Raw genomic sequence first — 26,382 nt, forward strand, 5'->3', positions numbered from 1 at the left:
TATAGCCAGCGCCGCGCCGCCGAAGCTTGCGCCTGATGTCTGCGCCACCCCGCGACCGAGCTATCGTCAGCCGCGGCGCAGCGCGAGAACAATGTCAGGCGTGATGCTGCGCCTGCTCGGCGCGGCTGAGCAGACGATCGGTGACCACTGCGAACACCAGCATCACCAGAACCGGAACCAGCCAGCCCATGCTCTGATCGGCCAATGGCAATTGCGTAAACAACGCTGGAACCCAATCGGTGAAGCCCGCGGCGGCAAGACCATCGACAACGCCGAAGATCAGCGTCACCGCCATGACCGGTACGAACACCCGCGACGGCGAAACCCAGAAGCGATCCAGCAAGCTCAGAGCAACCAGGACGATGGCCAACGGGTAAAGGCCCACCAATACCGGCACCGACACACTGATCAACTGCGTCAGGCCCTGGTTGGCCACCAGCAGGCTGAACAGCGCGAAAACCACCACCACCGTGCGATAGGAAACCGGCAGCAGCGCGCTGAAGAACTCGCCACAGGCCGTGGTCAGGCCGACCGCTGTGGTCAGACAGGCCAGCGTGATGACTACTGCGAGCAACAGGCTGCCCGGTGTGCCGAACGTGTGTTGCACGTAGGTCGTCAGAATCTGTACGCCGTTCTCCGCACCGGCGGCGATGCCCTGGCTGGTTGCACCGAGGTAGAACAGAGCGAGATAGACCAACGACAGCCCGACCGCAGCAATCACGCCGGCAATCATCGAGTAACGGGTAACCAATGCGGGTTCGGTGACACCACGATCGCGGATGGCCGTGGCGATAACGATGCCGAAAACCAGAGCGCCGAGGGTATCCATGGTCAGATAGCCTTCGAGAAACCCCTTGATCAGCGGTGACGCACGATAACTCTCGCTCGCAGCACCGACCTCTCCCGCCGGGGCGAAAATCGCCGCGCCACCGAGCACCAGCAGCGCCGTCAGCAACACAGGCGTAATGAACTTACCGATACGATTGACCAGCTGACCAGGGTTCAGCACCAGGAACAGCATGGCCGCGAAGAACATCAGCGTGTAGATGAACAGCGGCATGCCGGCGTTACCGCTGAATGGCGCAATGCCCATCTCGAACGAAACGACGGCCGTGCGCGGAGTCGCGAACAGCGGACCGATCGCCAGGTAGACGGCCACCGCCAGCACCGTACCGGCGACCTTGCCGAGCGGTGCGGTCAAACGGTCCATGCCCCCGCCCACTCGCGCCAGCGCAACGACGGTCAGCAGTGGCAACCCGACACCTGTCAGCAAGAAGCCCAGTGCCGCCTGCCAGATAAACTCGCCCGACGCCATACCGGCGCTAGGCGGGAAGATGATATTGCCGGCGCCAAGGAACAACGCAAACGTCATGAAGCCAAGAGCCAGCAGGTCAAAACCTTTCAAACGATTCATGCGGAAAAAACTACCAAATGGATGACGGCATAAATGAACGCGACGCACATGCCACGAGCGCGACGGGTCAGCGGTTCATATCGGCCTGAATGATGGGATTACGGGTTTCCTTCAGGGATAAGGGGAAACGTCATTCAGCCGGTTGGGCCGAATCCTTCGTTGCACGCTGTCGCTCTTGTGGACCGAACAAGCGTATGAATGAGCGGCAATGATGCCACGATGCGGCGAGGGATGCTGACCCGAACGTCAGTACTGGCCGCGAAAAAGTGTCGCTCCGCAGGGTCGGAGCGCTTATCGCATGATAGATGGGCGCGTAGCGCCGAGCAGCGATAGCAGCTGCACTGTTTACCAAACCGAAAGCTGAAAGCCCCGAGGCAGAACCGTCTGGTCTGCCTCGGGGCATGCGCAGACTGAGCAGCTCGAACGCCCGGCGGCAGCCGGGCGGGAGTTACATCAGGCCTTCATTTCCCAACCAGTGATTTCCGCCAGCGCCTTGCCGATATCGGCAAGCGAGCGGACGGTCTTCACACCGGCGTCCTGCAGGGCTGCGAATTTCTCTTCCGCCGTTCCCTTGCCGCCAGAAATGATCGCACCGGCGTGCCCCATTCGCTTGCCAGCCGGAGCCGTGACACCCGCGATATAGGAAACGACCGGCTTGGTCACATTGGCCTTGATGAAGGCGGCAGCCTCCTCTTCAGCCGATCCGCCGATCTCGCCGATCATCACGATCGCTTCGGTCTGCGGATCGTCCTGGAACAGCTTGAGGATATCGATGAAGGTCGACCCCGGAATCGGGTCACCACCGATGCCGACGCAGGTCGACTGGCCGAAACCGGCGTCGGTGGTCTGCTTCACGGCCTCGTAGGTCAGGGTGCCGGAGCGCGAAACGATACCGACCTTGCCCGGCTGGTGGATGTGCCCGGGCTGGATGCCGATCTTGCATTCGCCGGGAGTGATCACGCCCGGGCAGTTTGGCCCGATCAGGCGCACGCCCAGTTCGTCGCACTTGATCTTCACTTCCAGCATGTCCAGCGTCGGGATGCCTTCGGTGATGCAGACGATGAGCTTGATTCCACCGAAAGCTGCTTCGAGGATGGAGTCCTTGCAGAACGGCGCTGGCACGTAGATCACCGAGGCATCGGCACCGGTAGTCTCGACGGCCTCCCGAACGGTGTTGAACACCGGCAGACCGAGGTGCATGGTGCCGCCCTTGCCCGGCGTGACACCGCCGACCATCTTGGTGCCGTAGGCAATGGCCTGCTCGGAGTGGAAGGTGCCCTGCGAGCCGGTGAAGCCCTGGCAGATGACCTTGGTGTCCTTATTGATCAATACGCTCATTACTTGCCCTCCGCGGCTTTGACAACCTGAATGGCCGCATCGGTCAGGCTGCTCGCACCGATGATGTTCAGACCGCTTTCACTCAGCATCTTGGCGCCCAGGTCGGCGTTGTTGCCTTCCAGGCGGACCACCACGGGCACTTTTACGCCCACTTCGCGCACGGCACCGATGATGCCTTCGGCGATCATGTCGCAACGTACGATGCCGCCGAAGATGTTCACCAGAACGGCCGCGACATTGCTATCGGAGAGGATGATCTTGAACGCTTCGGTCACCCGCTCCTCGGTGGCACCGCCGCCCACGTCGAGGAAGTTCGCCGGCGCGCCGCCATGCAGGTTGACGATATCCATGGTACCCATGGCGAGGCCGGCACCGTTGACCATGCAGCCGATATTGCCGTCGAGGGCCACATAGTTCAGTTCCCACTTGGCGGCATGCGCCTCGCGCGGATCGTCCTGAGATGGATCGGCCATGTCGCGCAGTTTGGGCTGACGATAGATGGCGTTACTGTCGATGTTGATCTTGGCGTCCAGGCAGTGCAGGTTGCCGTCCTTCTTGATCACCAGAGGGTTCACTTCCAGCAGCGCCAGGTCGTAGTTCTGGAACAGCTGGGCGAGGCCGACGAAGATATGCACGAACTGCTTGACCTGATCGCCCTTCAGCCCCAGCTGGAATGCCAGCTCGCGCGCCTGGAACGGCTGCGCACCGACCAGCGGGTCGATGGTGGCCTTGAGGATCTTCTCGGGCGTGTCGTGAGCGACTTTCTCGATATCCACGCCACCTTCGGTGGAAGCCATGAACACGACCCGGCGACTGGCGCGATCGACCACGGCGCCCAGATAGAGCTCCTTGTCGATATCGGTGCAGGCCTCGACGAGGATCTTGCTCACCGGCTGACCATTGGCGTCGGTCTGATAGGTCACCAGACGCTTGTCTAGCCACTGCTGGGCAAACGCCCGGGCTTCATCCTTGCTGCGAACCAGCTTTACGCCACCTGCCTTGCCACGTCCACCGGCATGCACTTGGGCTTTGACCACCCATTGTGTGCCGCCGATCTTGTCGCAGGCCTCCGCTGCTTCCTTCGGGCTATCGACCGCGTAACCCTTGGACACGGGCAGACCGTATTCAGCGAACAGTTGTTTACCTTGGTACTCGTGAAGATTCATGCTTTCTACCGTCTGGTTTGGTATTGGCGCATTTACGGCACGACGAGCCGCCGTGCCCCCTCACAAGTCGCTGAAAACTATCTGCGAATTCACGATACCTCTCAGCGACCTGCAATCCTTTCGAATCTGCAGTTTGCAAAAGGCCCGGCGTATCCGCAGATACGTCGGGCCCGGGTACAGCACGAAACCGATTAGCGCTTCTTGCGATTGGCGATGTGGATGGCGTGGCCATTCACTGCCAAAGCCGCTTCATGCAGCGCTTCGGACATCGTCGGGTGCGAGAACACCATCATGCCCAGATCTTCGGCACTGGTGCCGAACTCCATGCCGATCGCGCCTTGCTGAACCAGCTCGGCAGCGCTTGGGCCCATGACGTGAACGCCCAGCACGCGGTCGGTCTTGGCATCGGCGATGACCTTGACCAGGCCGGCTGTGTCGTTGGCCGCCATGGCACGACCGCTGGCCGCGAACGGGAAGGTGCCGACATTGACTTCAACGCCTTCAGCCTTGAGCGCCTGCTCGGACTTGCCGACCCATGCAATTTCCGGGTGAGTGTAGATGACCGATGGAATCAGGTCATAGTTCATCTGGGTCTTGTGACCAGCGATACGCTCGGCAACCATCACGCCCTCTTCCGAGGCCTTGTGGGCCAGCATGGCGCCGCGAACCACGTCGCCGATAGCGTAGACGCCGGGGACACTGGTGGCGCAGTAGTCGTCGACGAAGATGAAACCGCGTTCATCCATATCGACACCGGTGTCGGCAGCCAGCAGCTCGGAGGTGACCGGACGGCGACCAACGGCGACGATCAGCTTGTCGAAGGTCATCTGCTGCTCGCCTTCGGCGCTGGTGAAGTTGACGGTCACTTGATCGCCCTTCACTTCCGAACCGGTCAAACGAGCGCCCAGCAGAATCTTCAGACCCTGCTTGGAGAGGACTTTGAACGCTTCCTTGGAGATCTGCTCATCAGCAGCCGGCAGGAACTTGTCCATGGCTTCGATGACGGTCACTTCCGCGCCGAGGCGAGCCCAGACCGAACCCAGCTCCAGACCGATCACGCCGGCACCGATGACGCCGAGCTTGCCCGGAACGCTCTGGAAATCCAGCGCGCCGGTGGAGTCGACGATGACGTTCTGATCGACCGGCGCCGGCGGAATGTTTACCGGAGTCGAGCCAGAAGCAAGGATCACGTTCTCGGCAGCCAGCGTCTGCACGTTGCCATCCAGGCCGGTCACTTCAACCTGCTTACCAGCCAGCAGCTTGCCGTGGCCTTCGAATACGGTCACGCCATTGGCCTTCAGCAGAGCAGAAACCCCACCGGTGAGGTTCTTAACGATCTGGTCCTTGCGCGCGACCATGGTCGGAACGTCCATGGCCACTTCGCCGGTGCTGATGCCATGAACCTTGAAGCTCTCATGAGCTTCATGAAACTTGTAGGAGCTGTCCAGCAGCGCCTTGGAAGGAATGCAACCCACGTTCAGGCAGGTGCCGCCCAGAGCGGTCTTACCATCCTTGCCCTGATACTTTTCGATACACGCGGTCTTCAGACCCAACTGGGCTGCACGAATGGCGGCCACATAGCCGCCAGGGCCGGCACCGATGACGACGACGTCGAATTTCTGGCTCATTACAAATCCTCTTTTCTAAGCAGCAAGCAACAAGCCACAAGCCACAAGCGGGGCTGCTTTGCCTGCAGCTTGCCGCTTGCCGCTTGTGGCTGCGTCATTAGATGTCCAGCAGCAGACGGGCCGGGTCTTCCAGCAGGTCCTTCATGGTAACCAGGAAGGTCACCGCTTCCTTGCCGTCGATCAAGCGATGGTCATAGGACAGGGCCAGGTACATCATCGGCAGGATGACCACTTGACCATTAACGGCCATCGGGCGTTCCTGAATCTTGTGCATACCGAGGATGGCAGTCTGCGGCGGGTTGACGATCGGTGTCGACAGCAGCGAACCAAACACACCGCCATTGGAGATGGTAAAGGTACCGCCAGTCATCTCTTCGATGGTCAGCTTGCCGGCCTTGGCCTTCTTGCCGAAGTTGTTGATGCCGCCCTCGATCTCGGCCAGGCTCATGTGCTCGGCGTTGCGCAGGACCGGAACCACCAGACCTCGGTCGCTGGAAACGGCGACCCCGATATCCTGATAACCGTGGTAGACGATGTCATTGCCATCGATGGAAGCGTTGACGCCCGGCTGGCGCTTGAGTGCTTCGACCGCGGCCTTGACGAAGAAGGACATGAAGCCCAGACGCACGCCGTTGTGAGTCTTCTCGAACAGATCCTTGTACTTGGAACGTAGTTCCATGATCGGCTTCATGTTGACTTCGTTGAACGTAGTCAGCATCGCCATGGAGGATTGCGCTTCGACCAGACGCTCGGCGACTTTCGCACGCAGGCGGGTCATCGGAACGCGCTTCTCGACACGATCGCCCTCGGCGAAGATCGGAGCGGAGGCAGCCGGAGCAGCCGGCTTGGCAGCAGCAGCCGGAGCGGATTTCTTGGCTTCGACGGCGGCAACCACGTCTTCCTTGGTCACACGGCCATCTTTACCGGTACCGGCGATGCTGTTCGGGTCGATGCCGTTCTCTTCGGCCATCTTGCGCGCGGCAGGAGCCAGGATCGGCTCTTCACCCGCCGTTGCAGCAGCAGCCGGAGCAGCAGCTTGAGCCGGGGCAGCAGCCGGCGCAGGCGCGGCGGCGGCGGCAGTAGCACCAGCCTCCAGCTTGCCGAGCAGCTCGCCGCTCAGTACGGTGTCGCCTTCGTTCTTGACGATCTCGGTCAGCACGCCGTCAGCTTCGGCGAGCACTTCCATCACCACCTTGTCGGTTTCGATGTCGACGATCAGCTCATCACGCTTGACCGCGTCGCCCGGCTGCTTGTGCCAGGTAGCAACGGTGCCGTCGGCAACCGATTCCGGGAATGTAGGGGCTTTGATCTCGATAGCCATTATTCAGGGGTCCTATTGATTCGGTTTCTACATCGAGGCCGCGATATCGCGGCCCCTTGCACAAAATGGTTAAACGGTGAAGGCGTCCTGCAGCAGTTTTTCCTGCTGTTCGGCATGCATGGAGGCGTAACCGACCGCCGGTGCCGCTGAAGCATCACGACCCGCGTACTGGAGGAACAGTTCCTTCTTGTGTGCGGTGGCCACACGACGCATGTGATGTTGGCTGCAGTACCAGGCACCCTGGTTCATCGGCTCTTCCTGACACCAGACGATGTGCTTGAGGTTCTGGTAAGGCGCGAGCGCTTCTGCCAGGTCCTCTTCCGGGAACGGATACAGCTGCTCGATACGCACGATGGCGATATCTTCACGGCCCTCGGCACGGCGCTTGTCCAGCAGGTCATAGTAGACCTTGCCGCTACACATGATCACACGCTCGACCTTCGCCGGATCGATCGCGTCGACTTCCGGGATAACGGTCTGGAAGGAACCCTGGGTCAGTTCTTCCAATGTCGAGGTCGCCAGCTTGTGACGCAGCAGCGACTTGGGCGTCAGCGCAACCAGCGGTTTGCGAAGCGGGCGAATCGCCTGGCGACGCAGCATGTGGTAGACCTGCGCCGGAGTCGTCGGCACGCAAACCTGAATATTGTGCTCGGCGCACAGCTGCAGGTAACGCTCCAGACGCGCGGACGAGTGTTCCGGACCCTGCCCTTCATAGCCATGCGGCAAGAGCATGGTCAGGCCGCACAGGCGACCCCACTTGTGCTCACCGCTGGTGATGAACTGGTCGATCACTACCTGGGCGCCGTTGGCGAAGTCGCCGAACTGCGCTTCCCACACGACAAGCGCGTTGGGCATGGTGGTGGCGTAACCGTATTCGAAGGCCAGAACCGCTTCCTCGGAGAGGAACGAATCGTACAGATCGAAACGCGGCTGACCTTCATAGAGGTGCTGCAGCGGAATGTAGGTACTGCCGTCCTTCTGGTTATGCAGCGCAGCATGGCGGTGCGAGAAGGTACCGCGGCCGACGTCCTGACCGGAGATACGTACCGGGTGGCCTTCGAACAGCAGCGTGGCGTACGCCATGACTTCCGCGTAGCCCCAATTGATGGCCAATGCGCCCGCGCCCATCTTCTGGCGATCTTCGAGAATCTTCGAGACCTGACGCTGCACCACGAAGCCTTCCGGCGTCTGCAGCAGCTTGTTGGAAAGGTCCTGCAAGGTCTTCAGATCGAAGCTGGTGTCATGACGGGCAGTCCAGGCATGGCCCAGATACGGGCGCCAGTCGACGAAGAGTTCCTTGTTCGGCTCTTTGACCAGGCTCTTGACCACGTGCAGCCCATTGTCGAGTGCCGTACGGTACTCGTCGATCTTGGCCTGAACGCGCTCGTTGTCCAGCACCTTGGACTGGATCAGCGAATCGGCGTACAGCTCACGAGTGGTGCGCTGCTTGGCGATCTTCTGATACATCAACGGCTGAGTACCGCTCGGCTCGTCCGCTTCGTTGTGACCACGACGGCGGTAGCAGATCAGGTCGATGACGATGTCGCGCTTGAACTGCATCCGGTAATCGACAGCGAGCTGGGTGACGAACAGCACCGCCTCGGGATCGTCTGCGTTCACATGGAAGATCGGCGCCTGGATCATCTTCGCCACATCGGTCGCGTACTCGGTGGAACGAGCATCTTCCTGCTTGTTGGTGGTGAAGCCGACCTGGTTGTTGACCACGATACGGATGGTGCCCCCCGTACGATAGGCACGGGTCTGCGACATCTGGAAGGTTTCCATCACCACGCCCTGACCGGCGACAGCAGCATCACCGTGGATGGTTACCGGAAGTACCTTGTCGCCGATCGGATCGCAACGACGATCCTGACGAGCCCGCACCGAACCCTCGACCACCGGGGAAACGATTTCCAGGTGGGACGGGTTGAACGCCATGGCCAGGTGAATTTCGCCACCCGGAGTCATCACGTTGGAGGAGAAGCCCTGGTGATACTTGACGTCACCCGAACTCAGGCCCTCGACCTTCTTGCCTTCGAACTCGTCGAAAAGGTCGCGCGGATTCTTGCCGAAGGTGTTGACCAGCACGTTCAGACGGCCACGGTGGGCCATGCCGATGACGATCTCCTTGGTGCCGTAGGAACCGGAGCGCTGGATGATCTCGTCGAGCAGTGGGATCAGGCTCTCGCCGCCTTCGAGACCGAAGCGCTTGGTGCCCGGATACTTGGTACCCAGGTACTTTTCCAGGCCTTCGGCGGCAGTCAGGCGCTCGAGCAGATGGCCCTTGATCTCCGGCGAAAAGTCCGGACGGCCACGCACGCTTTCCAGGCGCTGAACGAACCAGCTGCGCTGCTCGGAATCGACGATGTGCATGTACTCGGCGCCGATGGTGCGGCAATAGGTTTCTTGCAACGCCTGCAGGATTTCGCGCAGAGTGGCCTGGCCGTTGACCATGGCCAGGTCAGCGGTGCGGAACACGGTGTCGAGGTCGGCGTCGGTCAGGCCGTAGTTGTTGATCGCCAGATCGGCAGGAACGGTGCGCTGTTGCAGGCCAAGCGGATCGAGCTGTGCTGCCTGATGGCCGCGCACTCGGTAGGCCTGAATCAGGCGCAGGACTTCGATCTGCTTCTTTTCATGCTCACTGCTGACGCTGCCCGCGGACACAGGCTGAGCGCGCCGCTGGTTCTTGCCCAGCAGGACGAAGTGGTCGCGAATCGTCGAGTGCGATACATCGGCTGAAGCGCTGCCACCGGAGGGCAACTTCTGGAAGTAAGTGCGCCACTCTTCGGGCACAGCGTTGGGATCGTGCAGGTAGAGCTCATAAAGCTCTTCCACATAGGCAGCGTTACCACCGGATAGGTGGGCACTGTCCCACATGCGCTGCATTACGCTTTCTTGCATGTCTGGTCACCTTCGATAAGGAGACACCACCAGCGTGGAAACCGCAGCATGACTTCCCAAGTTCTGAAGCAGCGACTCAGGTAAAGCCACTACGGACCGCGCAGATAGTTCCCGGGCACAAGCCGGGTGCTCCTGCTGGTCATCAAGTTTTCAGAGTGGAATCCCGGCTTTGTGGGCTGGGATTCCTACTAAAACTACGGCGCCGAGCTTCAACTTCGGCGCCGCAGGTGTAACGGGTAACGCAATCCGGCCATTCCAGGCTAGCGCATAACCTTTCGCGACCGGGGTGTCATCAGGTACCGCTCTGCAGCAGCATGTTGCGTATGTGACCGATTGCCTTGGTAGGGTTCAATCCCTTCGGACAAACGTCGACGCAGTTCATGATACCGCGGCAGCGGAACACGCTGAACGGATCGTCCAAACCTGCCAGACGGTTCTCGGTTTCGGTGTCGCGGCTGTCGGCCAGGAAACGATAAGCCTGCAGCGACGCGGCCGGACCGAGGAACTTGTCCGGGTTCCACCAGAAGGACGGGCAGCTGGTCGAACAGCAAGCGCACAGGATGCACTCGTACAGACCATCCAGCTTTTCGCGATCTTCCGGGCTTTGCAGACGTTCGATAGCCGGTGGCGGCGTATCGTTCATCAGATACGGACGCACTTTCTCGTACTGCTTGTAGAAGATGCTCATATCGACGGCCAAGTCACGAATAACTGGCAGCCCCGGCAGAGGACGCACGACCAGCTTGTTGTTCTTGACCACGGCGGACAGCGGCGTGATGCAAGCCAGACCGTTCTTACCGTTGATATTCATCCCATCGGAGCCACACACGCCTTCACGGCAGGAGCGACGATAGGAGAAACCTTGATCCTGTTCCTTGATCAGAGCCAAGACGTCCAGAACCATCAGATCCTTACCATCGGTATTGACCTGAAAATCCTGCATGAACGGCTTTTCGTCCTGATCGGGGTTGTAGCGATAAACACTCACTTGCAACATATCGTCGACCTCAATAAGTCCGAACCTTGGGCTCGAATGCCGGAACGGTCTTCGGAGCGAAGTTCACGGCACGCTTGGCAACGCGCTTGTCACCTGGGAAATAGAGGGTGTGGCACAGCCAATTCTCGTCATCACGCTCTTCGAAATCTTCGCGAGCATGTGCGCCACGGGACTCCTTGCGGTTCTCCGCGGCAATTGCAGTAGCCTCGGCGACTTCCAGCAGGTTCTGCAGCTCGAGCGCTTCGATGCGCGCGGTGTTGAACGCCTGGCTCTTGTCCGAGATCTTGACATTGGCGATACGCTGACGCAGATCCACCAGCTGAGCGATACCCTTCTGCATGTATTCACCGGTGCGGAATACACCGAAGTAGTTCTGCATACAGTTCTGCAGCTCTTTGCGCAGCGGGGCGACGTCCTCACCAGTGGTACGCTCGTTGAGACCGGCAAGACGGCTTAGAGCAATGTCCAGATCGGTTTCGCTGGCACCACGATGCTCGATACCTTCCTTCAGCGCTTTCTCCAGGTGCAGGCCCGCAGCGCGACCGAACACCACCAGGTCGAGCAGCGAGTTGCCGCCCAGACGGTTGGCGCCATGCACCGATACACAAGCCACTTCGCCTACTGCGAACAAGCCATCGATGATGGTGTCATTACCGTTGGCGTCCTGGGTAATGGCCTGACCATGGATGTTAGTGGCGATACCACCCATCATGTAGTGGCAGGTCGGCACGACCGGTACTGGAGCAGTCACCGGGTCGACGTGAGCAAAGGTCTTCGACAGCTCACAGATACCTGGCAAACGGCTGTGCAGCACCTCTTCACCGAGGTGATCCAGCTTCAGCATCACGTGGTCGCCATCCGGACCACAGCCGTTACCAGCCAGGATTTCCTTGACCATCGAGCGCGCAACGACGTCACGACCAGCCAGGTCCTTCGCGTTAGGAGCATAACGCTCCATGAAACGCTCGCCGTGCTTGTTGATCAGGTAGCCACCTTCACCACGGCAACCTTCGGTTACCAGCACGCCGGCACCGGCGATGCCGGTCGGGTGGAACTGCCACATCTCGATGTCTTGTACCGGTACGCCTGCACGCAGCGCCATGCCCACGCCGTCGCCGGTGTTGATCAGCGCGTTGGTGGTCGATGCATAGATGCGACCAGCACCACCAGTTGCAAGAACAGTGGCCTTCGAACGGATGTAAACGGTTTCGCCGGTCTCGATGCAGATGGCGATAACACCAACGACCGCACCATCCTGGTTCTTCACCAGATCGACCGCGTACCATTCATTGAGGAATACGGTGTCGTTCTTCAGGTTGCCCTGATAGAGGGTATGCAGCAGCGCATGACCAGTACGGTCGGCAGCAGCGCAGGTACGAGCAGCCTGACCACCCTTACCGAAGTCCTTGGACTGACCACCGAACGGACGCTGGTAGATGCGGCCCTGCTCGGTGCGGGAGAACGGCAGGCCCATGTGCTCGAGCTCGAACACGGCCTCCGGGCCGACGGAGCACATGTACTCGATAGCGTCTTGGTCGCCGATATAGTCGGAACCCTTGACGGTATCGTACATATGCCAGCGCCAGTCATCGTTCGGATCGGCCGAAGCGATGGCGCAGGTGATGCCACCCTGAGCGGAAACGGTGTGCGAACGAGTCGGGAAAACTTTGGTGACCACAGCGGTCTTGTGACCGGACTGGGACAGCTGCAGCGCCGCGCGCATACCGGCGCCACCGCCACCGACGATGATGGCGTCAAAAGAAAGCGTACGAATGTTAGCCATGAATCAGATACCCCAAAGAATCTGCACGCCCCAGACGAAGAAGGTGAACATGGCAATGCCACACACCGCCTGGAACAGGAAACGAACGCCGGTAGCCCACTTACCGATCGCCATATTGGTCAGGTAGTCGGTGGAGATCGTCCACATGCCTACCCACGCGTGCACACTCAGGGCGACCAGAGCCAGCAGGCTGAAGATGCGCATCCAGTTGGCCGAGAACAGCGCGTGCCACTGGGTGTACTCCAGCCCCGGGTTCGCAATCAGGTACCCAAGCAGGAACAGAAAATAAGCCGCAAGAACCACTGCAGAAACGCGCTGCGCCATCCAGTCGTACAGACCCGAGCGCGAAAAGTTGGTGACATTGGTTACCATATCCACACTCCCGCCAGAACGATCAGCACCGCCGATACGGCGATTACGATTTTCGAGCCCAGCTTGCCGCCTTCCAGCGTCTCACCATGGCCAGAATCCATGATCAGGTGACGAACACCCGCCACAAGGTGGTACAGCAGTGCGGACAGCAACGCCCAGCTCACCAGCTTTGCCAGAGGGCTACCCAGGTACGCGCGGACCTCCTCGAAGCCTTCCGGAGAAGACAGCGAGGTATCGAGCGCGAGCAGCAGCAAGGCGATACCGACGAACAGGATGACACCGGATACACGGTGGAGAATCGACGTGTAAGCAGTGATGGGGAGTTTTATTGTCCTAAGATCTAGGTTTACAGGTCGTTGGCTTTTCACGGCTTTTTTTCACACTTGAGAGCCCCAGAGCGCAGGGCAAAGTTGTTGGGAAGAGTACGCAGCAGTACCCGCTACCCACGAGTGACAACCTACAGAATACTGCCTGTAAGGCCCCTGCCGGTCGGTGTCCGAGTATAAACAGTTAGGTCACTAATGACAATGTGGTGAAGTGCCACTAAAGGCTGATAGCGACCTCTATATAAATGCCGTAAACAGTGCACCCAAGCTGTACGCATCCCCCTGCAGAGCCCTCTACGGCATGGGTTCGCGCAAATTGACTTTGCGGTTTATCACACTATAGTGATGCGGGCCCTGCGTGGGGGGCCATGATGATTCCAAGCACAAAACAGGAGGCCATACATGGCTGACAAGAAAGCGCAGTTGATCATCGAGGGCGCTGCCCCCGTCGAACTGCCCGTTTTAACCGGTACCGTAGGGCCTGATGTAATTGACGTACGAAGCCTGACCTCCACGGGTCACTTCACCTTCGATCCCGGCTTCATGTCGACCGCCTCTTGCGAGTCCAAGATCACCTACATCGATGGCGACAAGGGCATCCTGCTGCATCGCGGCTATCCGATCGAGCAGCTGGCAGAGAAATCCGACTATCTGGAAACCTGCTATCTCCTGCTGAACGGGGAACTGCCGACCGCCGAACAGAAGGCACAGTTCGTTAGCACCGTGAAGAACCACACCATGGTTCACGAGCAGCTGAAGTCCTTCCTCAATGGTTTTCGTCGTGACGCCCACCCCATGGCCATCATGTGTGGCGTTGTCGGCGCGCTTTCAGCCTTCTACCACGATTCGCTGGACATCAACGACCCGCACCACCGCGAAATTTCCGCGGTGCGCCTGGTCGCCAAGATGCCAACCATCGCCGCGATGGTTTACAAGTACTCGATCGGTCAGCCGCTGATGTACCCGCGCAACGACCTGAGCTACTCGGAAAACTTCCTGCACATGATGTTCAACACCCCGTGCGAGATCAAACCGATCAGCCCGGTGTTGGCCAAGGCAATGGATCGCATCTTCATCCTGCACGCCGACCATGAGCAGAACGCCTCCACCTCCACCGTGCGTCTGGCAGGCTCCACCGGCGCCAACCCGTTTGCCTGCATCGCGGCCGGTATCGCCGCCCTGTGGGGACCGGCTCACGGCGGTGCGAACGAAGCCGTACTCACCATGCTGGACGAGATTGGCGACGTATCGAACGTCGAGAAGTTCCTGGCCAAGGCCAAGGACAAGAACGATCCGTTCAAGCTGATGGGCTTCGGCCATCGCGTCTACAAGAACTTCGATCCGCGCGCCAAGGTCATGAAGCAGACCTGCGACGAGGTTCTGGGCGAGCTGGGCATCAATGACCCGCAACTTGATCTGGCCATGAAGCTGGAAGAGATCGCCCTCAACGATCCGTACTTCGCCGAGCGCAACCTGTACCCGAACGTGGACTTCTACTCGGGTATCATCCTCAAGGCCATCGGCATTCCGACCAGCATGTTCACCGTCATCTTCGCCCTGGCGCGTACTGTCGGCTGGATCTCCCACTGGAAGGAAATGATCGCCTCCGGCCAGAAGATCGGCCGTCCGCGTCAGCTGTACACCGGTCACACCAAGCGCGACCTGCCGCGTTAAGTGACAAACCCCGCGCACGAAAAAGGCTGCCTTTGGGCATAATGCTGTTCACTTAAGCATTTGAGTCCAAGCCGAGCTTTCCAGAAAATCCGATATCAGCCTCCTGGTATCGGATTTTTTATGCCCATTCAGCAGCAACTGCTCGACCTTGGCGACCTCTTCAACTTCTCCGACCTCAGCACCTTCACTCAGAACATCCCTGTCGAATGGGTTGCCAGTGCGCTCAACCTCTCTGCTCAGGCCACCATAAGACGGCGACGCCTACCGAGTGACCAGGTGCTTTGGTTGGTGCTGGGCATGGCGCTGTTCCGCGATGAGCCCGTACATGAAGTAGCCAGGCGCCTGAATATTTGCGCTCAAGGCCTGGCATCTGATCAATTACTGGCGCGCAGCGGTGTGACTGAAGCGCGTAAAAGGCTGGGTGCCGACCCGGTCGAGTCCTTGTTCCGTCAGACAGGTAAACAATGGGGCTGCGAGCGATACGAAGGCGATGCTTGGCACGGCTTGCAAGTATTCGCAGTAGATGGCGCATTTCTGCGAACCCCTGACTCACCTGAGCTGAGAGAACATTTCGGTTCTGGCAATACGGGCAACGACCGCCAGACGCCTTTCCCAATGCTACGGCTTGTTGCCCTGATGAATGTGCGCTCCCACGTGATCCTCGATGCTCAGCTTAGTCCCTACCGGGACAGCGAAATGCGCCTGGCCGAAACCTTCCTGAGTCAGATCCCGGACAATTCGATCACATTGTTCGACAAGGGCTTCTGGGGTGCTGATCTGCTGTTGGGCGTGGTGGGTGGAGGAAGCAATCGGCACTGGCTGACGCCAGCGCGCAAGGGACTGGTGATGGAGGAAGTCGAGCGTTATGGCGAACATGATCGCCGTGTTCGGATGAAGGTCTCGCCCCAGGCACGCAAACGTAATCCCGAGCTGCCTACACACTGGGAGGTGCGTGAGGTCAGCTATGAAAGCCGAGGGCGCGTCAGATCGTTGCTCACTTCTCTGCCGGCCAAGGGGTACAGCACAAAAGCTGTCGCCGAGTTGTATCTGGAGCGTTGGGAGATTGAGTTGGGCTTCAGGGACATCAAAAGCTCAATGCAACAAAACGCGGTGACGCTACGGAGCAAGAAGGTCGAGCTGATTTATCAGGAGGTGTGGGGGCTCCTGCTCGCTTATAACATCATCCGTCGGGAGGCCAGCCAAGCCGCAGTCACCTTTGGCCGAAGACCATCGGATATACGCTTCAAGCCCGCCTGCCAGTACATTGCGGTGCAACTGATCGTCATGGCAGCGGCCAATCCGGTATCGGCAACAGGTAGAAGGTTGGCTGAGTTAAGAGGAGGTGTCGGGGGGATGTTTCTGGATCACCGTCCAAGGCCAAAAAGGCCAAGGACGGTGAAGATTTCCAAAACCCGGTATCCGGTGGATCGTAAGGCTGCTCCACTTAAGTGAACAGCATTAGCCTTTGGGCAGCCTTTTTTGCTTTTGCAGGACCAATAGTTGTAGTGCGTAAGTACGAGCCGGAACCCCTAGAGGACGCGGCCTCTACGCAGCACCACCGGGACTATCGCTACGCCGTCGCCTGCTCCAGCCAACCAAGCAGACGAATCGCGTCCTCCCTGTTTTCCCCACAACAAACAGGGTCTGCCGAAAAAGCCGAGCACACGGCCGGCCGCCGCGGATCACCGAACAGCAAACAGAGAAAGTCAGCGCTTAATTGAACACAGCGCTCCCCAGCACTTTTACCGAACGGCATACCGGGGATAGGTGAGCTGATGGAAGGCGCGATGCAGCAGGCACCGCAACCGGGGCGACAATCCATAAAACTGCCACTCAGTGAAAAAACGGGCGCGATGATAATCCGGCTGGAGCTCACGCACCAGATGCATCATTGCAGGCGAAAACGCTTGGAAATACCCTAGCGCGTCATCATTTCGAGCCCACAACCATCATGCCCGTCTGGTTGCAAACCGCCGCCCTACTCTGCTGCTCCAACCTCTTCATGACCTTCGCCTGGTACGGCCACCTGAAGAGCCTGAACGGCAAACCCTGGCTGATCGCCGCACTGATCAGCTGGGGCATCGCCTTCTTCGAATACATGCTGATGGTGCCGGCTAACCGCATCGGCTATACCGAGCTGTCGATCGGCCAGCTAAAGATCATGCAGGAGGTGATCACGCTGATGATCTTCGTGCCGTTTAGCGTGCTGTACATGCAGCAGCCGCTGAAACTCGACTACCTGTGGGCCGGGCTGTGCTTGCTGGGTGCGGTGTATTTCATCTTCCGCTCATGAGCGTGGCCGCTTCAGCGCTCGGAGCTAGCAGCCTCACTCGATATGCCAGCGACCTGATGACGCCACCGAGCCGCTTCGGCATACTGGCCGCCCTTTTCCACACCCTGGAGTTTCCGAATGTTCAAGGTTAACGAGTACTTCGACGGCACCGTTAAATCCATCGCCTTCGACATGGCAGCGGGCCCGGCCACCATCGGCGTCATGGCCGCAGGCGATTACGAATTTGGCACCAACCAGTTGGAAGTAATGCACGTGGTCGCCGGCAGCCTGGACGTCAAACTGCCGGGGAGCGACAGCTACGAAACCTTTGGCACCGGCACTCAATTCACTGTGCCAGCGAACAGCAAGTTCCAGCTGAAGGTCGCAGCGGATACCGCTTATCTTTGCGAGTACCGCTGAAAGCAAAACGCACTGGCTGGCTCAGTTGCCAGACAGTGCGTCAGTGTTGCGTTGACAAGTAGCCGTCTATAGCGCTGCAGCCAGAATCAAGCCTTGGGCGCGATGCCGTCCCAACCTTGCTTGATTTCACCGAGAAGATTCGCCACTTCATCGAGCTTGTTCACATCGTTATGCCGGCTGGCTTCGAACAGCCGCATCGTCATGAACTCGTACAGGCGATCCAGATTCTCCGCCAGTTCACCGCCCGCCTTCTTGTCCAGCACGTCGCGCAGACCGCCGATGATACCGACAGCTTTGCTAATCAGCACGCCTTTCTCAGCATAGGCCTCGCGCTCCATAGCCCCCCTGGCCTGCGCGATACGATCCAGCCCGCCCTGCATCAGCATTTGGATCAGACGATGCGGATCGGCCTCGGTAACCTGAGCCTTAACGCCGACTTGCTGGTACTGCCTCATTGCTGCCATAGCATTCATTTGGATGAGCCCCTTGCCACATCAATTTGCATGTACAGCTTATCGGTCGGGGTCGCTCAAGCTTGAGAGCAGTCGGAGAAAATATATTTGAAAAAAGAAAACCGCCTCAGCGGCGGGTTCAGACTAATAACAAATTTCAGCAAGTTGGTGGGCTCAACGGACCGTCCTCGGTACGCCACCTCGGAGCGAGGCTTGGCATTTCAGTGTGCCTTTAGCCTGCATTCGCCGCGGGTCGCGCCTCCTATAGAAAGCGGTGTGGTGGCGTCGCTGCTTTTGTGGGAGCCCTCAGGGCGAAGCCTTTAGCCGTTCAAGGTGAGCCGTGCGGCGTTCTGCTTCAGCCCACCAAATTCCCAGGCCAGCGCAGCTTTACTTCTTGGAATTACTCGCCGCCCAAGGCAGGTTTTCAAGCGAAGCCAGCAAGCTGTTCGAGGTGTTGCTCAACTGACCTACCAGCAGATCCATTGCGTTGAATTGCTTGTATAGCCGTTCTTGGAGAGATGTTATCCGGCGCGTCAAATCTTCTTTTTGTTTGTCGATGCCTGAGATGGTTTCGGTCATCGCCTTGTTGCGTTGCTCAAGGATGCCACCGGTTTGTGTGTAGGGTTTCAGCTGTTCATCCAGACGACTGGCGATGCCTTTTTCGCCCGCAAACAGACCCGGCAGCTCTACAAAATTATTGGCCATCGCTTTTTCAAGCTTCGCATCGTCAATCTTAAGCGTGCCGTCTTTCTGAGTAGTGATGCCGATATCGGTCAGCGTTCGCAGCGCACCATCACCCTGCCCGCTCACCAGCTCGTTGCGGATCGTTGACAGCAACGTACGCGCAGAGGCGTCACCCACCAGGGCGCCAGTTACTGGAGTCTTGTCATCACCTACGCTAGTGACCTTCGTTTGCGTATTGATGACACTGATCAGCTTGTTGTACGCATCCACGAACGACTGGATCTTCTTCTTGACGCCCGCCTTATCCTCGGCAACGTTGATGGTAAGCGGTTCGTTTTCAGCCGTTTTGTCTTTAAGGTCCAGCGTGACGCCCTCAATGGCACCTTCCACCTTGTTGGTTTCGCTGGTGACCGTAAGCCCATCTACAGTAATGACCGCACTCTGCGCGTGGGCCAGGATTCGTGCCCCTGCGGGGTCGTCGCTGTTTTCTACGCCGTTGAACGCCATAGCATCGAGACTTTGTTGGCCTGAGCCTGCAGTCCCTGCCGGTGTCGCCTCGACAGTGATGTCTTTGTCGGCGCCCGTTTGATTGCTGCTGAGCACTAGGCGCGCACCCTTGTCATCGGTAACGATGGTCGCACTCACGCCTGTTTCAGCACCCGCCTGGTTGATGGCATCACGCAGCCCGGCAAGTGTGTTGTTACTTGCATCAACCGTAACGGAGAACGACTCCTCGCCCAGCTTGATTTCCAAGGCACCATTGCCGAAGCGCGCGGGCTCGTCTGCCGAATTGGGGACGGCGCCCAGGGCGATCTTGCTACTGGTGGCGAGCTCCTTTACCTCAACCTGGTAGCGCCCCGCGCCCGCCGTGGTGTTGGCGGAGACTGAAACAAGGTCCGATTTGCTGGATGTAGCCGAGCGCGCCTGGAAAACATCCGGCTTGTTGAGCCCACCTAGCGCCGTCTGGAAGTCACTGATGGCACTCTTCAGCGCGCCAATCGCTGTGATTTGAGTTGTGGTCTTCTTTTGGAGGTTGTTGAGCTGCGTCTCCTTGGGCGCACGCTCGGCAGCCACCATGCTCGAGACAATGCTATCAATGTCGATGCCCGAACCAATGCCTGTAATGCCTGCCATAGCCACACCCCGTCAAATAAACCACTCGAGCCAAACCACAAACAAGAACCGTGCCGTCAGGCCTTGGCCTCGAACAACAAACTGCGCATTTCATCCAGCCGCTCGGCCAACCGCAGGATATCTTCGGACGGAATCTGCCGCACCACCTTGCCCGAGTCACCATCGACAACCTGGACGACCACCTCACCGGTCGAGTCATCCACGCTGAAATTGAGATTGCGCTGCAGGCTCTGCACTTGAGCGCGAATTTGCTCTACCGCTTGGCCAACATCATCCTTACGCTCTGCCGTTGCAGGCTTGTCCTCTCCGCCGAACGACGAAAACCCAGCCTCCATACGGGGGCTGGGTATCGCGCTGCTTGGATTGGAAGCTGACGTAAGGGGTGCGGCAACCACTCTTGTGATGTCCATGATTCACCTCTTAGAAAGCGATGGGGCAGCAATACTGCCGCTGCCCCATCAGCTACGGCTCGCCTTACTGCAGCAGGCTCAGAACAGCCTGCGGCAGCTGCTTGGCCTGGGCCAGGATCGCGGTGCCGGCCTGTTGCAGAATCTGGTTTTTGCTCAGATTCGCGGTTTCGGCGGCAAAGTCGGTGTCCTGGATCCGGCCACGCGCTGCCGAGACGTTTTCGGAGATGTTCTGCAGGTTCGAGATTGTGTTGTCGAAGCGGTTCTGAACGGCACCGAGCTCGGCACGGACGCTATCCACCATCTGCAGCGCCTCGTCCAGCACCTGAACGGCCATCTGCGAATTTTCTGCCGACGAGATGTTGATGTTGCTCAGATTGCTTTCCTGTGTGATCGACTCGTTAGTGCCTTCCTCCAGCCCCAACGCTGCTAAGCCATTACCTACAGTGCCATCCGCAACAGTGAAGGTGTCCTCCGAGAACAACTCAAGCGTGCCCGTTTCAGCATTCTTGCTCGCAGTCACGCCCGTACTGGCGTTGTTGATGGTCGTGACGATCTTGTCCAGATTGTCACCCTCGTTGAATTTAATCTCGGTACCGTTAAGCGTAATCGAGGTGGCGGATGCAAGTCCGGCCTCGGTCTTGCCAGCCCCCAGACCAAGACGAGCCAGCGAGCCCGCACCCGCAGCCGCATCCTTCAGCTCGATGTTCTTGCCATCGGCGGAAGTGAGGACCAGGCGCCCCTGAACATCGGAAGCTGTAACGCCAGTCGCCAAGGTGCCTGCGCCAGAGTTAAGTCCACCTGCGCCGTCATTGATTTTGCCAATGACTGCCGCAAGATCATCACCCTGATCGAAGCTGAAGGTCTCGCCATTCACGCTGATCGAGCTAGCTGCAGATAATCCGGTGACGCTTGTTTCCGCGCCGGCTGTATAGGTGCTAGTCGCGCTTGCCGATGTGGTTTGTGCTGCCACTGCAGTACTTGTAGTAGTGCTGCCCATCAGAGTTCCGCTGACGGCGATGTCCGCGCTCGTATCTTCGAAGGATAGAACCAGATTGCCATCGCCGTCTTGCGTAGCTGTCACGGCAGTGGAGCCGGTAAAACCAGCGGCGGCGATAGCCCCGTTAAGGGAGGCCAAATCGGTAACGCCGGTCATAGTGATTGACGTACCGTCAATCGACAGCGTTTCCGTATCGGCTATCGGGACGGCGCTTCCAGCCACTGCAGTGTTGGACGCTGGAGTAGTAGTATCGGCGCCAACCAGTGTGCCACTGACTTCGAACGGCGTACTGGTAGTCGAGCTGAAGATCAGATCACCGGTGTCTGAGTCGAGCTCTGCAGACACACCAGTCGTTTCCGTTGCGTCATTAATCGCAGCGACTAACGTTGCTTTATCAGTAACCCCCGTCAGAGTGACGGCATTACCGTCGATGCTAAGCGTACTGGCTGCCAGGTCGCCATCTGCAGGAATGTCTGCCGCCGCGATGGATGCGACGTTTGTATCAGTCCCTGTAACGTCTTTGGACGAGGCATCAAACTTGTTGCCCGTGACCTTAGCGCTCAGGTCTGTAGCCGTTCCATCGACAGATGCCGAGCTATAGCTACCCTTCAAAGATGTAGCACTCATGTCGCTCAAGCTGAACGAAATGGTTTCGTTGGAGTTGGCACCGATCTGGAAGGCGGTATTACCAAAGCTGCCGTCGAGCAGGTTCTTGCCACCGAACGTCGTGGTTTTGGCGATACGGGTCAGTTCACCGGACAGGGTATTGAATTCTTCCTGCAAGGATTGACGATCCTGACCACTGTTGGAACCGTTTGCGGACTGCAGCGCCAGGTCGCGCATACGCTGCATGATGTTGGTCGATTGCTGCAAGGCGCCTTCAGCGGTTTGCGCCATGGAGATACCGTCGTTGGCGTTCCGTACCGCAACGCTGAGGCCGCTGATCTGATTCGACATACGGTTGGAAATTTGCAGGCCGGCCGCATCATCCTTGGCGCTGTTGATACGGCTACCGGTGGAGAGACGCTCCATTGAAGTAGCCAGCGCATTGGAAGACTTGGTCAGGTTGCGCTGAGTATTCAACGACGCAATGTTGGTATTAACTGTAAGAGCCATGATGAGCCTCCAAGGGCGCTAGTTACTTTGATTGCCTGAGCTTGCGACTCCGGGCCGGCTTGTGCCCAGGCACCCATTGAGTTCGCATTCGATTAGCTTATCGGCGCCGTTTGGGTTGGCTTTAGGGCAGCTTCGAACTTTTTCGTGAGCCCGGTACCGCTCCAACACTACGCCAGCACATCCATACTGCGGACTTGCTTGACTAGCTTTTCGGGTGAAGCGGGGAAAACTTTAGGGGATGGCTGAAGCCGTTTCCCTGACCTGGAGTCAAAGGGAGCTCGCTCACTGCTGGTGAGCTTTGCTGGCGCGTCCCAGTCAAGGCCGCCCCCACAGATTCGGTGAAACATTTGGAGAGCGGGTATGACGGCGAAGCTCGCTGGGATGAGACGTTGCTGACGCGCTACGTACTTGCCGAACCAAGCTGAGCGAGGCGCTCGAGGAACTGCGCTTCGTCGAGCACCGTCACACCGAGTTCATTGGCTTTGGCGAGCTTCGAGCCGGCGCCGGGGCCCGCCACCACGCAGGTGGTCTTAGCAGATACGGAGCCGGCGACCTTTGCCCCCAACGCCTCCAGCCGCGCCTTGCCCTCATCACGGCTCATGGTTTCCAGCGTGCCGGTCAGCACCCAGGTCTGGCCGGCCAGCGGCAGGCCTTCGGCGGCTTTCCGCTCGCTTTCCCAATGCATGCCGAACTCCCGCAGCTGGGCTTCGATCAAACGGGCGCGCTCGGCGTTCTCGGGTTTGTCGAAGTAGTTGCGCAGGGAACGTGCGGCCTTTTCGGTGAGGCGCTCTACCTGACGCAGGTCGAGCCAGTCGGCGGCGATGATTGCCTCGAGCGAGCCGAAACGCTCTGCCAGTCGCTGGGCACCGGTGCGGGCGATATGAGGAATGTTGAGCCGGTCGAGCAGATCGGGCAGTGTCGCGCAGGCTGCGAACTCCGGATGCACGTCGCCCTCCTCCTGCGGCTCGACGCCACGCTCACGCAGCAGCGCGATGACCGTGCGGTTGTGTTCGTCCTCGAAGAAGCTATGGATTTCATGAGCGACTTCCAGACCGACATCGGGCAGGTAAACAAGCACGTCGGGCAATGCACGGCTGATTCGCTCCAACGAACCTAGCGCCCGCGCAAGCAACTTGGCGGTTTCTTCACCGACATCGGGTATGCCGAGGGCGTAGACGAACCTTGCGAGATTCGGTTTGCGACTAGCATCGATGGCGTTGAGCAGGTTACGCGTGGATATTTCGGCGAAACCTTCCAGATCGATGACCTGCTCATGGGTCAGGCAGTAGAGATCCGCCGGCGATTTGACCAACCCCCTGTCGACCAGCTGCTCGACGATCTTGTCACCCAGGCCGTCGATATCCATCGCACGGCGCGATACGAAATGGATGATCGCCTGCTTCAGCTGCGCCTGGCAGGCCAGACGGCCAACGCAACGGTAGATCGAGCCTTCGCTGACCGACTCACGGCCCTTGCTGCGCTTGATCAGCTGGGTACGCTCCACGGCAGAACCGCACACCGGGCACTGCTCCGGCACGTGCACGGCGCGCGCGTCGGCCGGGCGGCGTTCGGCGATTACGCCGAGAATCTGGGGAATCACGTCGCCTGCACGTCGCACGATCACCGTATCACCGATCATCACGCCAAGGCGCGCCACTTCGTCCATGTTGTGCAGCGTCGCGTTGGACACCGTAACGCCCGCCACCTGCACGGGCTTTAGCCGTGCGACCGGGGTGATCGCACCGGTGCGGCCGACCTGGAATTCCACATCGAGCAGTTCGGTGATTTCCTCCCGCGCGGGAAACTTGTGGGCGATGGCCCAGCGCGGCTCGCGCGCCCGGAAGCCCAGCTCACGCTGCTGCGCGACCGCGTTGACCTTGAACACCACACCGTCAATCTCATACGGCAGCGCGTCGCGCTTTTCACCGATGGCGTCGTAATAGGCGCGGCACTCGGCAACGCCCTTGGCCAGTTTCAGCTCACGGCTGATGGGCAGACCCCAGCCTTTCAAGGCCTGGAGAACGCCGATGTGCGTGTCAGGCAGTTCGCCGTCGCTGCGGCCGACGCCGTAGGCACAAAGTTCGAGCGGCCGGCTGGCAGTGATCTTCGAATCCAGCTGACGCAGGCTTCCAGCAGCGGCGTTGCGGGGATTGGCGAAGGGTTTGCCGCCGCTTTCCAGCTGCCGCGCATTCAGCGCTTCGAAGCCGGCCTTGGGCATGTAGATCTCGCCGCGCACCTCGAGCACCGCAGGCCAGCCACTGCCATGCAGCTTCAATGGAATGTTGCGCACGGTGCGCACGTTAGCGCTGATGTCCTCACCCGTGCTGCCGTCACCGCGGGTGGCGCCGCGCACCAGATGGCCGTTCTCATAGAGCAGGCTGACCGCCAGACCATCCAGTTTAGGTTCGCAGCTGTACTCGACCACCGTGCCATCGCCGAACAGGTCGCCCGCCGGCAGATCCAGCCCTTCGCGCACGCGGCGGTCGAAATCGAGCAGATCCTGCTCCTCGAAGGCGTTGCCCAGGCTCAGCATCGGCACTTCATGGCGCACCTGACCGAACGCCGCCAGTGCCGCGCCACCGACCCGCTGGGTTGGCGACTCGGGTGTCACCAGCTCCGGGTGCTCCGCCTCGAGCGCCTTGAGCTCATTGAACAGACGGTCGTACTCGGCGTCGGGAACGCTGGGTTCGTCGAGCACGTAGTAGCGGTAGTTGTGGGCGTCGATTTCGCTGCGCAGTTCGGCGATGCGCTCAGCGGCGGTTTGGGCGGAAGGCATAGGGACGGAGCCGTGACTGGGGCTGTGCTGATTCAGACCGCATCAGCGCGCCTTGGTTGATATGGAAGGCGTCGGATTCTAGCCGAATGCGAGTCCGAAGGCAGGTCTGCGGGTTCTGTTGGCTGGGGTCGAACTGGGCAGGCAGCGTTGCGTGACGATGCGCTGAAGCGAAGTGCCGGTGGGCTGAAGCCCACCCTACGATGCTCTGCAGAGCGAGGCGACAGGCCAGTGAAAGCGAGTCTGCCCCTTCAAACGCAACACCGGGCGCGAGGCCCGGTGCGGTGAGTTATCAGCGTTGCTTGATGGTCATCTGCCGGCGTTCGAACTCGACGATGCGCTGGCGGTAGTGTTCGATGGTCTGGGCGGTCAGCACACTGCGCTGGTCGTCCTTCAGCTCACCGTTGAGCTCCTGGGACAGCTTGCGGGCCGCGGCGACCATGACATCGAAGGCCTGCTTGGGATGACGCGGCCCCGGCAGACCTAGGAAGAAGCTCACGGCCGGTGTGGTGAAGTGATCGATATCGTCCAGGTCGAAGGTACCGGGCTTGACCGCATTGGCCATGGAGAACAGCACCTCACCATTGCCAGCCATGCTTTCATGACGATGGAAAATGTCCATTTCACCGAAACGCAAACCGCTTTCGAGAATATTCTGCAGCAGTGCCGGACCGCGGAAGCCGTGCGGATCACGGCAGATGACGTTGATCACCAGCACTTCCTCAACCGGCGGCAGCTCCTTCTGCGGCTGATCCTTCTCGTCCTCGTCATCACCGACCACTGGATCGAGCAGCGTCGGTACGGGCTCGTCAGTGTTGAGTTCAAGATCGCCTTGAAAAGGTTCGTCCTGCCGGCGCTTTTTGCTCGACTCGCGCGCACTCATCGGCGGCATATCGGCTTCGTCCAGCGAGGGCTCGTGATCGCGATTCACCACACGGGCCGGCCCGAGCAGTTCGGCAGAATCGTCGGCATCAGGAAGATTGGAGAGACTGCGGTCCAGCTTGAATTTCAGCTTGCCCTTGCCACCGCGCATGCGACGCCAGCCGTCGAACAGAATGCCGGCAATGACAATGATGCCGATGACGATCAGCCACTCGCGCAGACCGATATCCATTAATGCTTTAACCTCTGAATTCGATGATAAAGACGCAACGAACAGTCACGTGGGACCGCTTCAAGCGCATCGCAAAAATTGTGCTCTAAG

General features: G+C 59.3%; 21 protein-coding genes. 4 read left to right on the forward strand and 17 right to left on the reverse strand.

From position 1 onward, the window contains the following. Nucleotides 1–94: 94 nt before the first annotated feature. The 10 genes from brnQ to sdhC all read right to left on the reverse strand — a co-directional run bounded on the left by brnQ (nt 95) and on the right by sdhC (nt 13,288). Nucleotides 95–1,414 carry a branched-chain amino acid transport system II carrier protein gene (gene brnQ / locus P5704_003315; protein WOF79546.1) on the reverse strand — a complete coding sequence of 440 codons (1,320 nt, stop codon included), beginning with the start codon at nt 1,412–1,414 and terminating at the stop codon, nt 95–97. A 453-nt stretch (nt 1,415–1,867) separates the two neighbouring features. After that, nucleotides 1,868–2,752, reverse strand: coding sequence for a succinate--CoA ligase subunit alpha (gene sucD, locus P5704_003320; GenBank protein ID WOF79547.1), 885 nt, complete (start codon nt 2,750–2,752; stop codon nt 1,868–1,870). Continuing rightward, on the reverse strand, nt 2,752–3,918 hold the full coding sequence (sucC, locus tag P5704_003325) for an ADP-forming succinate--CoA ligase subunit beta (GenBank protein WOF79548.1): 1,167 nt from the start codon (nt 3,916–3,918) through the stop codon (nt 2,752–2,754). The genes sucD and sucC overlap by 1 nt, the downstream gene beginning before the upstream one ends. A 191-nt stretch (nt 3,919–4,109) precedes the next feature. Further along, the gene (gene lpdA / locus P5704_003330; GenBank protein WOF79549.1) at nt 4,110–5,546 is read right to left on the reverse strand and encodes a dihydrolipoyl dehydrogenase; all 1,437 of its coding nucleotides are present in this window, start codon (nt 5,544–5,546) and stop codon (nt 4,110–4,112) included. A 97-nt stretch (nt 5,547–5,643) separates the two neighbouring features. After that, nucleotides 5,644–6,867, reverse strand: a complete 1,224-nt coding sequence (odhB, locus tag P5704_003335; protein WOF79550.1) for a 2-oxoglutarate dehydrogenase complex dihydrolipoyllysine-residue succinyltransferase — start codon at nt 6,865–6,867, stop codon at nt 5,644–5,646. Nucleotides 6,868–6,936: 69 nt separating this feature from the next. Next, complete coding sequence (locus P5704_003340) at nt 6,937–9,768, reverse strand: 2-oxoglutarate dehydrogenase E1 component (GenBank protein WOF79551.1); 2,832 nt, start codon at nt 9,766–9,768, stop codon at nt 6,937–6,939. Nucleotides 9,769–10,060: 292 nt separating this feature from the next. Further along, complete coding sequence (locus tag P5704_003345; GenBank protein WOF79552.1) at nt 10,061–10,765, reverse strand: succinate dehydrogenase iron-sulfur subunit; 705 nt, start codon at nt 10,763–10,765, stop codon at nt 10,061–10,063. A 10-nt stretch (nt 10,766–10,775) separates the two neighbouring features. After that, nucleotides 10,776–12,548 carry a succinate dehydrogenase flavoprotein subunit gene (gene sdhA, locus P5704_003350; GenBank protein WOF79553.1) on the reverse strand — a complete coding sequence of 591 codons (1,773 nt, stop codon included), beginning with the start codon at nt 12,546–12,548 and terminating at the stop codon, nt 10,776–10,778. A gap of 3 nt (nt 12,549–12,551) precedes the next feature. After that, a complete protein-coding gene (gene sdhD / locus P5704_003355) occupies nt 12,552–12,920 on the reverse strand; it encodes a succinate dehydrogenase, hydrophobic membrane anchor protein (protein WOF79554.1) in 369 nt (122 codons plus the stop codon). Then, nucleotides 12,914–13,288: a succinate dehydrogenase, cytochrome b556 subunit gene (gene sdhC / locus P5704_003360; GenBank protein ID WOF79555.1), complete on the reverse strand. Its 375-nt coding sequence runs from the start codon at nt 13,286–13,288 to the stop codon at nt 12,914–12,916. Before sdhC ends, sdhD begins: the two co-directional genes overlap by 7 nt. A gap of 360 nt (nt 13,289–13,648) precedes the next feature. Here sdhC and gltA point away from each other — a divergent pair, with 360 nt between their 5' ends. Continuing rightward, entirely contained in the window at nt 13,649–14,920 is a 1,272-nt protein-coding gene (gltA, locus tag P5704_003365) for a citrate synthase (protein ID WOF79556.1), read from the forward strand. A gap of 126 nt (nt 14,921–15,046) precedes the next feature. Then, nucleotides 15,047–16,372, forward strand: coding sequence for an IS4 family transposase (locus tag P5704_003370; protein WOF81158.1), 1,326 nt, complete (start codon nt 15,047–15,049; stop codon nt 16,370–16,372). Nucleotides 16,373–16,490: 118 nt separating this feature from the next. Here the strand turns inward: P5704_003370 and P5704_003375 are convergent, their stop codons facing one another. Continuing rightward, a complete protein-coding gene (locus P5704_003375; GenBank protein ID WOF81159.1) occupies nt 16,491–16,742 on the reverse strand; it encodes a YkgJ family cysteine cluster protein in 252 nt (83 codons plus the stop codon). Nucleotides 16,743–16,871: 129 nt separating this feature from the next. Between P5704_003375 and P5704_003380 the strand changes: the two genes are divergently transcribed. Then, nucleotides 16,872–17,213, forward strand: a complete 342-nt coding sequence (locus P5704_003380) for a DMT family protein (protein WOF79557.1) — start codon at nt 16,872–16,874, stop codon at nt 17,211–17,213. Between the two features lie 117 nt (nt 17,214–17,330). Further along, the gene (locus tag P5704_003385; GenBank protein WOF79558.1) at nt 17,331–17,612 is read left to right on the forward strand and encodes a pyrimidine/purine nucleoside phosphorylase; all 282 of its coding nucleotides are present in this window, start codon (nt 17,331–17,333) and stop codon (nt 17,610–17,612) included. An 86-nt stretch (nt 17,613–17,698) separates the two neighbouring features. On the opposite strand, the gene fliS is transcribed toward P5704_003385, so the two are convergent. From fliS to zipA, 6 genes are all read right to left on the reverse strand, one after another. Further along, the gene (fliS, locus tag P5704_003390; protein WOF79559.1) at nt 17,699–18,085 is read right to left on the reverse strand and encodes a flagellar export chaperone FliS; all 387 of its coding nucleotides are present in this window, start codon (nt 18,083–18,085) and stop codon (nt 17,699–17,701) included. A gap of 366 nt (nt 18,086–18,451) precedes the next feature. Continuing rightward, on the reverse strand, nt 18,452–19,882 hold the full coding sequence (gene fliD / locus P5704_003395) for a flagellar filament capping protein FliD (protein WOF79560.1): 1,431 nt from the start codon (nt 19,880–19,882) through the stop codon (nt 18,452–18,454). 56 nt (nt 19,883–19,938) lie between these two features. Next, nucleotides 19,939–20,292: a flagellar protein FlaG gene (locus P5704_003400; protein ID WOF79561.1), complete on the reverse strand. Its 354-nt coding sequence runs from the start codon at nt 20,290–20,292 to the stop codon at nt 19,939–19,941. Nucleotides 20,293–20,356: 64 nt separating this feature from the next. Then, complete coding sequence (locus P5704_003405) at nt 20,357–22,405, reverse strand: flagellin (GenBank protein ID WOF79562.1); 2,049 nt, start codon at nt 22,403–22,405, stop codon at nt 20,357–20,359. A 400-nt stretch (nt 22,406–22,805) separates the two neighbouring features. Continuing rightward, entirely contained in the window at nt 22,806–25,181 is a 2,376-nt protein-coding gene (gene ligA / locus P5704_003410; GenBank protein WOF79563.1) for an NAD-dependent DNA ligase LigA, read from the reverse strand. Nucleotides 25,182–25,470: 289 nt separating this feature from the next. Next, nucleotides 25,471–26,292: a cell division protein ZipA gene (gene zipA / locus P5704_003415; protein ID WOF79564.1), complete on the reverse strand. Its 822-nt coding sequence runs from the start codon at nt 26,290–26,292 to the stop codon at nt 25,471–25,473. Nucleotides 26,293–26,382 lie beyond the last annotated feature (90 nt).

The sequence above is a fragment of the Pseudomonas sp. FeN3W genome (genome assembly GCA_030263805.2).
GTDB classification, from domain to species: Bacteria; Pseudomonadota; Gammaproteobacteria; order Pseudomonadales; family Pseudomonadaceae; genus Stutzerimonas; species Stutzerimonas stutzeri_G.